Below are 12,270 nucleotides of genomic sequence, written 5' to 3'. Positions count from 1 at the left end.
CTGCCGATGTGCCTGGGTATTCCGGGGCGGATCGTCGCGATCACGGACCCGGCGAATTACTTGGCCAAAGTCGACGTCAGCGGCGTGCAGCGCACCATCAGCGTGCGACTGCTGGAAGACGACCCGCCCGCACCGGACGACTGGGTGCTGGTGCACGTCGGCTTCGCGATGGCCAAGATCGACGAGACCGAAGCGCTGCTGACCCTGGCGGCGGTCAAGAAGCTCGGCGAGGCCTATACCACCGAATTGGAAGCCTTCGACTCTTCCGCGATCATTTAGGAGCGCAATGAAATTCGTCGACGAATTCCGGGACCCGGCGGCGGCCCGCACGCTGCTGACCGCGATCGAACATCTCGCCGGGAACGGGCCGGAACACTTCAAGTTCATGGAGGTATGCGGGGGGCACACGCACACCATCTACCGGCACGGCATCGAGCACCTGCTGCCCGACAACGTCGAACTCGTACACGGCCCGGGTTGCCCGGTCTGTGTGATTCCGATGGGCCGCATCGACGACGCGATGTGGCTGGCCGGCCAGCCCGGGGTGATCTTCACCTGCTTCGGCGACATGATGCGAGTACCCGGCTCGGCGGGCAGCCTGCTGGACGCCAAGGCCCGCGGCGCCGACGTGCGGTTCGTCTACTCCCCGTTGGACGCGCTGAAGATCGCGCTCGACAACCCGGACCGCCAGGTGGTGTTCTTCGCCATCGGCTTCGAGACCACCGCCCCGTCGACCGCGGTGACACTGGTACGCGCCTTGGAGCTGCAACTGCCCAATTTCAGCGTGTTCTGCAACCACGTCACCATCGTGCCGCCGATCAAGGCGATCCTGGAGTCACCGGACCTGCGACTGTCCGGGTTCATCGGCCCGGGCCACGTGTCGACGGTGGTGGGCAACCGGCCCTACCGATTCGTCCCGGACGTCTACCGAAAGCCTTTGGTGGTAGCGGGATTCGAACCGCTGGACATCTTGGCGTCAGTTGCGATGCTGCTCCGGCAGATCCGCGAGGGCCGGTGCGAGGTGGAAAACCAGTACAAGCGGGTGGTACCGGAGAACGGCAACCCCGCCGCGCTGAGCCTGATGGGCAAAGTCTTTGCGCTGCGCCCGCATTTCGAGTGGCGCGGGCTCGGCTTCATCTCACAGAGCGCGCTGCGCCTGCACGACGACTTCGCGTACTTCGATGCCGAACAACGCTTCTCGATGCCCGGCCTGCGTGTCGCCGACCCGAAGGCCTGCCAGTGCGGTGAAGTGCTGAAGGGTGTCCTCAAGCCCTGGGAGTGCAAGGTCTTCGGCACCGCCTGCACCCCGGAGACACCGATCGGCACCTGCATGGTGTCACCCGAGGGGGCGTGCGCGGCCTACTACAACTTCGGGCGCATGCACCGCGAGGCCGCCAAGCTGGTGGGGTCTTCCGGGCGGGCATAACTCGTGACCGACGTCGCCGGCACCGAGATGTTCGCCCGATACGCCTATGCTCCCAACGCTCTGGGCTTTTGCGGTCCACCGCTGGGCGCGACCCTACGCGACGGCTCGCCGCGGGACGTACTGCAGGCGGCCCGTAAGTTCTCCGGCGCGTGGCCGTACCTGCGGGTGTTGTCGCGCCTCACCGGCATCACCGATCCGCTGGACTACCGGCTCGTCGAATCATATTGGCTCGGCGGTGGTGTCGGCGCCGACCTGGCACCCACCCGATTCTTCGAGGAACTGCTGGCCATCATCGGTCCCCAGGCGGGGCGTTACTGGACGCATCTGACATCCGACCTGGCCGTCGAGGCGGCCGGCAATCACTGCTTTCACGTCTTCGGCGTCTATCCCTGGACCCGGTTTCTGGGTAAGGGCACCGACGAACATCCGTTGCGCGTGCTGGACAGCTGCCGGATCAGCTGGGCCACGGTCGTATCCCGCACCGGCGACGCCGTCGAGGTGCTGGGCCGGCGGTTGCTGTGGGACGGCCGGAGGCTGGAGTTGTCCGAACCCACGGCGCGGGTGCTGGACCTGTGGGCCGACGGGTACTGCGCGGTATCCGACGTGGCCGTCGGCGACGAGGTCGCGGTGCACTGGGGCCGGCTGTGCGGCCGGCTGTCACCAACGCAGGTGTGCACGCTGTCCGACAGCACCTGCCGGCAGCTGCGAGTGACCAACAAACGTCTCGCCGGGTGAATCCGTGCCACACTGGCCCTCGTGCCGGGTTCCATCTGCGACGTGCTGCCCAGCGCGGCGGCGCTGCTCGGAGCCCCCGGCGCCGCCGACGCGCTGGGCTTGCGGGAGTCGGTCGGGGAAGTCGACCGCGTTGCGGTGGTGCTCGTCGACGGGTTGGGCTGGCACCTGTTACCGGATCTGGCTGGGGACGCCCCACTGCTCGCCGCCGTGCTGGCCGGCAGCACGGGCAGGTTGCGCCAACTGTCGTGCACCTTTCCCTCCACCACACCGACGAGTCTGGTGTCGCTGGGCACCGGCGCCCAGCCCGGCCGGCATGGCATTCTGGGCTTCACCCTCAACATCCCGGGCACTGACCGCGTGCTCAACCACATCCGGTGGCGTGACGAACCGCCGGTCGACGAATGGCAGCCGCTGCCAACGTGGTTCGACCGGCTGGCACGTGCCGGCGTCAGTGCCCGCGCCCTGCTGCCGGAGTGGTTCATCGGTAGTGGACTGACTGAAGCGGCATACCATGGCGCACTTTTCGTGCCGACGCACGCGGACGACGACTACGCACAGCGAATGATCGACGAACTGCGCGCGGCGCCCGGCCTGGTCTACGGCTATACCGCCGATCTGGACACCATGGCGCACGTGTTCGGCGTCGGGTCGGCCCAGTGGCACGAAGCCGCGGCGCGTATCGATGCGCTACTGACCAGGCTGACCGAGTCGCTGCCCGCCGGTGCGGCGCTGCTGGTGACCGCCGACCACGGCGGCCTCAACGTCGCGCCGGACGCGCGCGTCGACATGGATGCCGATCCCCTGCTGGGCGCCGGAGTGCGGGTGGTCGCCGGCGAACCGCGGGTCCGCTACCTGCACACCGAGCCCGGCGCCGGCGCCGATGTGGCCGCCACCTGGACCGAGCGCCTGGCCGGCCGCGCCGACGTCTACACCCGCGACGCGGCGGTCGCATCCGGGATGTTCGGACCGCTGAACCCGCGGCACCTGCCCCGGATCGGTGACGTCGTCGTCGTCTGCACCGGCGGCGCGGCCATCCTGGCGACCGCCCACGAGCCGCCGGAGTCGGCGCGTCTGGTCGGGTTCCACGGTGCGGCGACCGCCGCCGAGACGGCCATCCCGCTGATCGAGTTGCTCTAATCGAACTCAAATGCATTTTCGCGTGATCCGCCTGCACCCGGCGCGATAGGTTGGGCAGGTGGATTCCGGGGCCGTCATCACTGTGCTGAGCCCCTCCTCAGCGCGGCAGTGTTAGCGATGGACTACGGGCTGATGCCGCCGGAAATCCATTCTGCGCGAATACATTCGGGCCCGGGAGCGGAGTCGCTGCTCACCGCCGCCGCAGCCTGGAGCGATATCGCCGACGGGCTGGACGAAGCCGCCGACGGATTCCGCGGCGTGACCGCCAAACTGAACGCCGGATGGCAGGGCATGGCGGCAATCGCGATGACCCAGGCCGCGACTCCATACCTGGGGTGGCTCAACGCCGCAGCCGCAAAAGCCAGAACGGCCGCCGCCCAAGCGCGGGCGGCCGCAGCGGCGTATCAGGAGGCGGGGGCGGCAATGGTGCCCCCGCTGGTGATCGCGGGCAACCGATCCCATCGCGCAGCCCTGGCCACCGGCAACGCGCTGAGCCAGGACACTCAGACGATCGCCGCGATGGACGCGAAGTACGAGCAGATGTGGGCGCGCAATGTCGAGGCGATGTACACCTATGCCGCATCGTCTGCCGCTGCCTCGCGGCTGGCCCCGTTCACCTCTGGTCCGCTCGCCCTGGACCTACCGGCGCCCGCCCGGCACGGCGCCGTCGGCGATCCGGAAGTGATATCGGCAGGCTCGCAACTCATTTCCGCGATTCCCCAAGTTCTGCAGTCGCTGTCGGCATCGCCGTCGACCGCTTTCGGCACCGCCCTTGCCAGGGTGTCGTCGTCGTTGGCCAAACTGAGTTCCCTTGGTGTACCAGTCAAATTCCCGGTGCAACTGTTCAACGTCCTCGGCAAGGGTCCGGCCGACTGTGCGGTTCGCCCGGGCGCGGCCTCGCCGACCGTCAGGGCAGGCTGGGGCAAGGGGATGTCGATCGGTCGGCTGTCGGTGCCACCGGATTGGAGCACCATCGAACCGCCCAAGCCGGCCGTTGTCGACCGCTACTGCTCGGCCCGGCGCATGAGAACGATAGGCGGCCTGGCGGTCAACGGGCGTCTGGTCTATTCCTGAGGGCCTGCCCTACAGCGGGGTCACGTGAGCCGAACCGATACCGCGCTCGCCACTGGCGAAAATCCCTTCGGCAGCGGCAATTTCGTTCGGTGAGGCGGAGCCGTCCAGCGACACCCGCCCCCATGGGGCACCCTCCTACGGCAGCGCGACGCTCCTGTGCCGAAGTGGTGGACAAGCTGCGCCGACCGCGATAGGCGGTGCGGGGGGCAACGCCGGCACCGGCGGTGCGGGCGGCGCAGGCGGTACCGGTGGTGCCGGCGGCAGCGGCGGCACGGGCGGCAACACAAGCACCGTGGGGGCCAGTGTCGGCCTCGGCGGTAACGGTGGTGACGGTGGTCACGGTGGTGACGGCGGTGACGGCGGCGCAGGCGGCAACGGCGGTTTCCCCGGGGGCAGCGGCGGGAGGGGTGGAATCCTGGGCGGCTTGCCCGGCGCCGCCGGTGCCGCCGGTGCCGGCGGCGAGGGCGGTGCAGCTGGTGCCGGTGGCGCCGGCGGTTCAGGCGGATCGGGAGGAACGGGCACTGAGCAAGGCCGAACCGGCGCGGACGGTGGCGCGGGCAGGAACGGCAGCGCCGGCCCAAGCGGGTTACCTTAAGGGCGCCTACAGCGGCGTCACGTAGGCCGAACTGATGCCGCCGTCCACCAGGAACGTCGACGCGGTGATGAAGGACGCGTCGTCACTGGCCAAAAATGCTACGGCAGCCGCGATTTCGTCCGGATCGGCGAAGCGGCCCAGCGGCACGTGCACCAGCCGGCGGGCGGCCCGGTCCGGATCCTTGGCGAAAAGCTCTTGCAGCAGTGGCGTATTCACCGGCCCCGGGCACAGAGCGTTGACGCGGATACCCTGGCGCGCGAACTGCACGCCGAGTTCGCGCGACATGGCCAGCACCCCACCTTTGGAGGCGGTGTAGGAGATCTGTGACGTCGCCGAGCCCATCACCGCCACGAAGGACGCCGTGTTGATGATCGAACCCTTGCCCGCGGGCACCATGTGCCGCAACGCCGCCCGGCAGCACAGGTACACCGATTTCAGGTTGACATCCTGAACGTGCTGCCACGCCGGCAGTTCGGTGCTCTCGATCAGGTCGTCCTCCGGCGGCGAGATGCCGGCGTTGTTGAACGCGATGTCCACCGAACCGCAGGCGTGGGCGGCGCCGTCGAACAGCTTGTTCACCGACTCCTCGTCGGAAACATCCACTGCCACATACAGTCCGGACATCTCTTCGGCGGCGGCACCACCGGCGTCGGCATCAATGTCGCCGATCACGATGGTCGCACCCTCGGCGTGCATGCGGCGCGCCGCGGCCAGGCCGATGCCGCCGCCCCCGCCGGTGATGACAGCCACCCGGCCGGCCAGCCGCCGACTCAGGTCGATCACTGCTCCTCCTTGATGGCGATGAACACGTTCTTGGTCTCGGTGAAGTGCAGCGGCGCGTCCGGCCCGAGTTCACGGCCCAGCCCGGATTGCTTGAAGCCGCCGAACGGGGTGTGGTACCGCACCGAGGAATGCGAGTTCACCGACAGGTTGCCGGCTTCGACCGCTCGCGACACCCGCAGCGCCCGGGACAGGTCGTCGGTCCAGATGGAACCGGACAGACCGTATTCGGTGCCATTGGCCAACGCGATGGCGTCACTCTCGTCGTCGAACGGCAGCACTGTGACCACCGGGCCGAAGATCTCCTCGATGACGCTGCGATCGGTGCGCTGCGGGGTGAGAACCGTTGGCGGAAACCAGAACCCGGGTCCGGTGGGGATGGCGCCGCGGAAGGCGACCGGGGCGTTCGGGGGTACATAGGAGGCCACCTTGTTCCAGTGCACGCGCGACACCAACGGCCCCATCTCGGTGTCGGCCGCGGTGGGATCCCCCACCACGACAGCCTGCACGGCCGGTTCGAGCAACTCCATGAACCGATCGTAGACGCTGCGCTGCACCAGGATTCGGCTGCGCGCGCAGCAGTCCTGGCCGGCGTTGTCGAAAACCCCGGCCGGTGCCGATGCCGCGGCTCGCTCGAGATCGCAGTCGGCGAAGACGATATTCGCGCTCTTGCCGCCCAGTTCCAGCGTCACGCGCTTGACGTGGGCCGCCGCGCCGGCCATCACCTTCTTGCCCACGCCGGTAGATCCGGTGAACACGACCTTGCGCACTGCGGGGTGGGTGACGAAGCGCTCGCCCACCACGGCGCCCTGGCCCGGCAGCACCTGCAGCAAGTCGGCGTCCAGGCCGGCCTCGACCGCGAGTTCACCGAGTCGCATGGTGGTCAGCGGAGTCCACTCGGCGGGCTTGACCAGCACCGCGTTACCCGCAGCCAGCGCCGGCGCGATCCCCCAGGTCGCGATCACCATCGGGAAGTTCCACGGCGTGATCACCCCCACCACGCCCATCGGCTCGTTGAAGGTGACGTCGATACCCCCGGTGACAGGAATCTGCTTGCCGCACAACCGTTCCGGGCTCGCCGCGTAGTACTGCAACACATCGCGGACGTTGCCGGCCTCCCACCGCGCCGACCCGATCGGGTGGCCGGAGTTGGCGACTTCCAGCGCGGCCAATTCGTCGAGGTGCGCGTCGACGACGGCCGCGAACGCACGCAACCCGGCGGCCCGTTCCGCCGGTGCCAGCCGGGCCCAGCGTCGTTGCGCGGCTGTTGCTCGCGCCACCGCATCGTCGACCGCGTCGACGTCAGCGTGCTCGACCGTGCGCAGTACCTCTTCGGTGGCAGGGTTGACCAGCTGCGTGGAAGTCATGCGGCCGCATGCGATCGCGCGGCATCCACCAGCGCGGTGAACAGCCGCAGATCGTCCAGTGACTTCTCCGGATGCCATTGCACCGCGAGGGCGAACACGTCACCGGGCAGCTCCACCGCCTCGACCACACCGTCAGCGTCCCAGGCAGCGACGACCAGCGGATCCCCCACCTTGTCGATGGCCTGATGGTGGTAGCAAGGCACGTCTGCGGTCTCGCCGAGCACCCCCGCCACCTTCGTCCCGGCCACAGTGCGCACCGACAACCGGCTGAACACGCCGTTGCCGGCCCGGTGACCGGAGTGGCCGATCACCTCGGGCAGATGTTGGTGCAGGGTGCCGCCGAACGCGACATTGAAGATCTGCGCGCCCCGACAGATGCCCAGCACCGGCAGGCGCCGGTCGAGCGCGGCACGCAGCAGCGCGAACTCCCATGCGTCGCGGTTGTTGCGCGGCTCGTCGGTGCTCGGGTGGGGTTGTTGACCGTAGGCAGCGGGATCCAGGTCGTAGCCGCCGGTGATCACCAGAGCGTCCAGGCTGTCCAGCACCCGGTCCACCGTGTGCGCGTCCACCGGCTGCGGTGGCAGCAGCACCGGGATACCACCCGCCAGCAGTACGCCTTCGAAGTAGTCGGCAGGCAAATAGGCGGCCGGGACATCCCAGATTCCGGTTCGCACCTGTTCGAGATACATCGACAACCCCACCACGGGGCGGCCGCCCCCATCAGACCTAGAGCCGTTCAAAACCACGGATCCTCTCCCAATCGGTGACCGCGGCGTTGAACGCCTGCAGTTCGACGCGCGCGTTGTTCAGGTAATGCGCGACCACGTCGTCGCCGAAGGCCTCCCGCGCCAGCACCGAATCCCCGAACAGCGTCGCAGCCTCGGCCAGCGTGGTGGGCAGCCGCTCGACATCCTGCGCCTGATATGCGTTACCGGCGTAGGGCTCGGCGAGCTCGAGGCCCCGGTCGATACCGTACAGGCCGCCCGCGATCAGCGCCGCCACCGCGAGGTACTGGTTGACGTCGCCGCCGGGTATCCGGCATTCCACCCGGATGCTGCGGCCGTGTCCCACCACCCGCAGCGCACAGGTGCGGTTGTCCAGCCCCCAGGCGACCGCCGTCGGCGCGAAGCTGCCGTCGGCGAAGCGTTTGTAGGAGTTGATGTTCGGCGCGAAGAACAAGGTGAGTTCGCGCACCGTCGCCAGCAGGCCGGCGACGAACCCCCGAAACGTCGCCGACATCCCCCCGCTGTCGCCGGCGAACGTCGCGCTGCCGTCGGTGCCGCGCAGAGACAAGTGCACGTGGCAGCTATTGCCTTCGCGCTCATCGTATTTCGCCATGAACGTCAGGCTCTTGCCGTGTTGGTCGGCGATCTCCTTGACGCCGTTCTTGTAGATGGCGTGATTGTCGCAGGTGACCAGCGCCTCATCGTAGCGGAAGCCGATCTCCTGCTGGCCGTTGTTGCATTCACCTTTGACGGCCTCGACCCGCAGGCCCGCGCCCTGCATTCCCAGCCGGATGTCACGCAGCAACGGCTCCATGCGCGAGGAGGCCATCACCGCGTAGTCGATGTTGTAGTCGCTGGCCGGCGTCAGGTCCCGGTAACCGCCCGCCCATGCCTGGCGATAGGACTGGTCGAACACGATGAACTCCAGCTCGGTGGCCACGTCGGCGACCAGCCCCCGCTGCGTCAGCCGGTCCAGCTGGCGGCGCAGGACCGCGCGCGGCGAGACGGCCACTGGGCTGCCGTCGGCCCAGGACAGGTCCGCGATCACCAGCGCGCTGCCGGGCAGCCACGGCACCAGCCGCAAGGTTGACAGGTCCGGCGTCATCACCATGTCGCCATAGCCGGTTTCCCAGCTCGACATGGCGTAGCCGGGCACGGTGTTCAGTTCGACGTCGACGGCCATCAGATAGCTGCAGCACTCCGCGCCGTGGGCCGCCACCTCGTCGACGAAGAACCGGCCGGCCACCCGTTTGCCGGCCAGCCTGCCCTGCATGTCGGTGAACGCGACGATGACCGTGTCGATGTCACCGGTACCGACCAGTTGTGTCAGTTCCGCCAGTGAAAGAACCGGCGAATCAGGTTGCGGCACTTCACCAAACCTCCCGCTGCGCCGAGCCACTACCACCCGCTGGTGCGCAACACGATCTCGGTGGCCAACTGCGCTGTCGACTCTTGGGCGTTGCGGCGCCCGGTCAGATCCACGACGCGATAGTCCGAGTAAACCCGCCGCTGACTGCCGTCGGCCACCTCGCGTGCGGCCGGCGAGCTGACCAGCACGGTGGTGCCGATCTCCACCGGTGGACAGTGATCATCACGAACCACCCCGGCCGCGTCGGCCAGGGCGGGATGGCCGCGATCGATGGCGACCAGTCCCGCGAACCGGCCCAACCTGGTTGCCGCCAATTCCCACGCGAGTTCGGCGCCCTCGCGATCACCCACCACCACGGCCCACCCGATACCCAGCGCGTCGAGGATGCCCATCACTGACTTGGCGGTCAACCGCGGATCAGCGCCGATGACGACGGTTCGCAGCGACGCGGTGTGCAACCGCTCGCAGATCGCGTCGTAGGCCGCCACCGCGCGTTGCCGCGCGCCGAGTATCACCACGACGACGCCGTTTTCCGGACCGGAAATTCCCACCTGGGCAGAAAACCCGTCAAGCGTGGTCATCATCCTGGACACCCCGCCAAACTACGCCCAAAGCCGCTGGTTCACATCCCGGCAAGCGCACCCCTGAGTTGCTGCAGGATGAAGTTGGCGACCTCGAGCGCGAGATTGCCGACGTAGAGCGCCCGCGGCAGGTAACCGATGTCCAGCAGGCCGGCGTTGTACACGCCGAGGTTGGCGAAACCCGACAGCGTGGTGCCGATGTTCAGCAGTCCCGAATTGGCGGCGCCGAAGGTGGCCAGGCCGGACAGGGCGGTACCCAGGTTCAGCGTCCCGGAGTTCCCCAACCCGGCCAACAGCCAGCCGGAGTTTCCCGCACCCGGGGAGAGCACACCGGAGTTCCCGGCGCCCAGCGTGAGCAGGCCGGAATTGCCCAGCCCGGACGCGAAGTAGCCGGAGTCGCCGGCGTAGATGTTGAACAGGCCCGAGCTGCCTGCGCCCGGGTTCAACGTGCCCGAGTTACCTGCGCCGGCGTTGTACTTCCCGGAGCTTCCGAAGCCGAAGTTCTGGTTTCCCGAGCTGCCCGTGCCGGGGTTGTTGGTTCCGGAAGTCCCCGCACCGACGTTGCCGGTGCCGGCGTTACCGGCACCGGGGTTGCTGGTGCCCGAGCTGCCGGCGCCGATGTTGGTGCCGCCGGAGCTGCCGAAGCCGATGTTGCCCGTGCCGGCATTGCCGCCGCCGACGTTGCCGCTGCCCGAGCTACCGGCGGTGCCGTTGTTGTTGTTGCCGGAACTGCCGGCGCTGCCGGCATTGTCGGTGCCGGAGTCGCCACCGCTACCGGAGTTGCCCGAGCCGGAGCTGCCGGAGGCGGCGATGTTTCCGGTCCCCGAGCTGCCGAAGCTGATCACGTTGTTGTTTGCACCCGAGCTGCCCGCGCTGCCGTTGTTGTTGGAACCCGAATTGCCGGCGCTGCCATTGTTTCCGGTGCCCGAATTGCCCGCGGTGCCATTGTTGTTCGAGCCTGAACTGCCGCCGGCGGCGTTGTTGCTGAAGCCGGAGGTGCCGGCGCCGCCGTTGTTGCCGGTGCCCGACTGCCCGCCGCTGCCGTTGTTGTTGAAGCCCGAGTTGCCGCCACTGCCGTTGTTGCCGGTGCCGGAACTGCCGCCGGCTGCCGCGTTGCTGTCGCCGGAGCTGCCGAAGGTCGCACCGGTGTTGTTGGTACCGGAGTTGCCGCCGCTGCCAATGTTTCTGGAGCCGGAGTTGCCGGCGCTGCCGGCGTTGTCGGCGCCGGAGTTGCCGCCGCTGCCCGAGTTGCTGTTGCCCGAATTTCCGCCTGCGGCAAAGTTGTTGGCGCCCGAGCTGCCGAAGGTGACTCCGGTGTTGTTGACACCGGAGTTGCCGCCGCCGCCGCTGTTGTTGGTCCCGGAGTTGCCGGCGCTACCGGAATTGCCGGTGCCCGAGTTTCCGGCGCTGCCGTTGTTGTCGGTGCCCGAGTTGCCGCCGGCCCCGCCGTTGGACTGACCCGAGCTGCCCAGCGAGCCGCTGTTGCCGGTGCCAGAGTTACCCGCGCCGCCGCTGTTGTTGGTCCCCGATTGTCCGGCGCTGCCGCTGTTGTTGAATCCGGAATTTCCGCCGCTGCCGAGATTGTTCTCCCCGGAGCTGCCGTTGCTACCCGAGTTGCCCTTGCCGGCGCTGCCGCCACCGACGCCGCTGTTGTTGCTGCCGGAGTTGCCGCCGCCGGCGCCGCTGTTGTTGCTGCCCGAATTGCCGCCGCCGGCCACATTGTTCGACGAACCAGAGTTGCCGCCGCCCGGGCTGGCATTGTTGGACCCCGAGTTCCCGCCGTTGGCGAAGCCACCGTTACCGGTGCCGGAATTGCCCGAGCTGCCGGCGCCGCCGTTGTTGGAACCCGAGTTGCCGCCGCCGACTCCACCGTTGTCGTTGCCGGAGTTCCCGCCGCCCACGCCACCGTTGCCGGAGCCCGAGTAGCCGCCGCCCAGGCCGCTGTTTCCACTGCCGGAACTGCCGACCGAAAGGTTGTTCGTCCCTGAAGAACCCGGGAGGTTACCGGTTCCGGAGGCCGTCACGAATATGGAACCGTTTCCGGTGTTGTCGTTCCCAATGTTCCGGCTGCCCGAGTTCCGGTCGCCGGTATTGAGGTTCCCGGAGTTGTCGTTACCGGTGTTGGTGTCTCCACTATTCCTGTCACCGGTGTTGGTGCTGCCGGTGTTGTCGTTGCCGGTGTTGGTGTTGCCGCGGTTGCCATTACCCGTGTTGGTGTTGCCGGAGTTGTTGTCGCCGGTGTTGGTCTTGCCGGAGTTCCCGTTGCCGGTGTTGGTGGCGCCGGCGTTGTTGTCGCCGGTGTTGGTGTTGCCGCTGTTGCCATTGCCGGTGTTGGTGGCGCCGGCGTTGTTGTTGCCGGTGTTGGTGTTGCCGGAGTTCCCGTCGCCGGTGTTGGTGGCGCCGGAGTTGTTGCTGCCGGTGTTGGTGTTGCCGGAGTTGAAGTCAAATCTGTTGGTGTTGCCCGAGTTTGCGTTGCCCGTG

The 12,270-nt window shown here is 68.1% G+C and carries 12 protein-coding genes; 6 read left to right on the top strand and 6 right to left on the bottom strand.

Annotated elements, in window-relative coordinates:
- Positions 1 to 6: 6 nt before the first annotated feature.
- The 6 genes from AC5Y7D_RS28715 to AC5Y7D_RS28690 all read left to right on the top strand — a co-directional run bounded on the left by AC5Y7D_RS28715 (position 7) and on the right by AC5Y7D_RS28690 (position 4,967).
- The gene (locus AC5Y7D_RS28715; protein WP_499929426.1) at positions 7 to 279 is read left to right on the top strand and encodes a HypC/HybG/HupF family hydrogenase formation chaperone; all 273 of its coding nucleotides are present in this window, start codon (positions 7 to 9) and stop codon (positions 277 to 279) included.
- Positions 280 to 286: 7 nt separating this feature from the next.
- Positions 287 to 1,426 (top strand): hydrogenase formation protein HypD, encoded by a 1,140-nt coding sequence (hypD, locus tag AC5Y7D_RS28710; RefSeq protein ID WP_499929425.1) that lies wholly within the window; start codon positions 287 to 289, stop codon positions 1,424 to 1,426.
- Positions 1,427 to 1,429: 3 nt separating this feature from the next.
- Positions 1,430 to 2,161 carry a DUF6390 family protein gene (locus AC5Y7D_RS28705; RefSeq protein ID WP_499929424.1) on the top strand — a complete coding sequence of 244 codons (732 nt, stop codon included), beginning with the start codon at positions 1,430 to 1,432 and terminating at the stop codon, positions 2,159 to 2,161.
- A gap of 21 nt (positions 2,162 to 2,182) precedes the next feature.
- Entirely contained in the window at positions 2,183 to 3,298 is a 1,116-nt protein-coding gene (locus AC5Y7D_RS28700) for an alkaline phosphatase family protein (protein ID WP_499929423.1), read from the top strand.
- Positions 3,299 to 3,415: 117 nt separating this feature from the next.
- Complete coding sequence (locus AC5Y7D_RS28695) at positions 3,416 to 4,372, top strand: PPE family protein (RefSeq protein WP_499929422.1); 957 nt, start codon at positions 3,416 to 3,418, stop codon at positions 4,370 to 4,372.
- A gap of 292 nt (positions 4,373 to 4,664) precedes the next feature.
- The gene (locus tag AC5Y7D_RS28690) at positions 4,665 to 4,967 is read left to right on the top strand and encodes a hypothetical protein (RefSeq protein ID WP_499929421.1); all 303 of its coding nucleotides are present in this window, start codon (positions 4,665 to 4,667) and stop codon (positions 4,965 to 4,967) included.
- A 6-nt stretch (positions 4,968 to 4,973) separates the two neighbouring features.
- Here AC5Y7D_RS28690 and AC5Y7D_RS28685 read toward each other — a convergent pair whose 3' ends face one another.
- From AC5Y7D_RS28685 to AC5Y7D_RS28660, 6 genes are all read right to left on the bottom strand, one after another.
- On the bottom strand, positions 4,974 to 5,750 hold the full coding sequence (locus AC5Y7D_RS28685) for a 3-oxoacyl-ACP reductase (protein WP_499929420.1): 777 nt from the start codon (positions 5,748 to 5,750) through the stop codon (positions 4,974 to 4,976).
- On the bottom strand, positions 5,747 to 7,114 hold the full coding sequence (locus tag AC5Y7D_RS28680; RefSeq protein WP_499929419.1) for an aldehyde dehydrogenase family protein: 1,368 nt from the start codon (positions 7,112 to 7,114) through the stop codon (positions 5,747 to 5,749). The genes AC5Y7D_RS28685 and AC5Y7D_RS28680 overlap by 4 nt, the downstream gene beginning before the upstream one ends.
- Positions 7,111 to 7,818: a gamma-glutamyl-gamma-aminobutyrate hydrolase family protein gene (locus AC5Y7D_RS28675; RefSeq protein WP_499929418.1), complete on the bottom strand. Its 708-nt coding sequence runs from the start codon at positions 7,816 to 7,818 to the stop codon at positions 7,111 to 7,113. Before AC5Y7D_RS28675 ends, AC5Y7D_RS28680 begins: the two co-directional genes overlap by 4 nt.
- Positions 7,819 to 7,840: 22 nt before the next feature.
- Positions 7,841 to 9,208, bottom strand: coding sequence for a glutamine synthetase family protein (locus tag AC5Y7D_RS28670; protein ID WP_499929417.1), 1,368 nt, complete (start codon positions 9,206 to 9,208; stop codon positions 7,841 to 7,843).
- A gap of 29 nt (positions 9,209 to 9,237) precedes the next feature.
- Positions 9,238 to 9,792: an alpha/beta hydrolase gene (locus AC5Y7D_RS28665; protein WP_499929416.1), complete on the bottom strand. Its 555-nt coding sequence runs from the start codon at positions 9,790 to 9,792 to the stop codon at positions 9,238 to 9,240.
- 38 nt (positions 9,793 to 9,830) lie between these two features.
- Positions 9,831 to 12,270: beta strand repeat-containing protein (locus AC5Y7D_RS28660; protein WP_499929415.1), on the bottom strand; the 2,440-nt coding region annotated here is incomplete at its 5' end.

It is taken from the genome of Mycobacterium sp. NGS49 (genome assembly GCF_059812565.1).
Note: the sequence above shows the minus strand (reverse complement) of the source record. Positions and strands in the feature narration are given on the sequence as shown.

What these genes read in the sequence shown, in the direction of transcription:
- AC5Y7D_RS28715 (WP_499929426.1), top strand. Translation starts at nt 7, where the DNA reads ATGTGCCTGGGTATTCCGGGGCGGATCGTCGCGATCACGGACCCGGCG.
- hypD (WP_499929425.1), top strand. Translation starts at nt 287, where the DNA reads ATGAAATTCGTCGACGAATTCCGGGACCCGGCGGCGGCCCGCACGCTG.
- AC5Y7D_RS28695 (WP_499929422.1), top strand. Translation starts at nt 3,416, where the DNA reads ATGGACTACGGGCTGATGCCGCCGGAAATCCATTCTGCGCGAATACAT.
- AC5Y7D_RS28680 (WP_499929419.1), bottom strand. Translation starts at nt 7,114, where the DNA reads ATGACTTCCACGCAGCTGGTCAACCCTGCCACCGAAGAGGTACTGCGC.
- AC5Y7D_RS28665 (WP_499929416.1), bottom strand. Translation starts at nt 9,792, where the DNA reads ATGATGACCACGCTTGACGGGTTTTCTGCCCAGGTGGGAATTTCCGGT.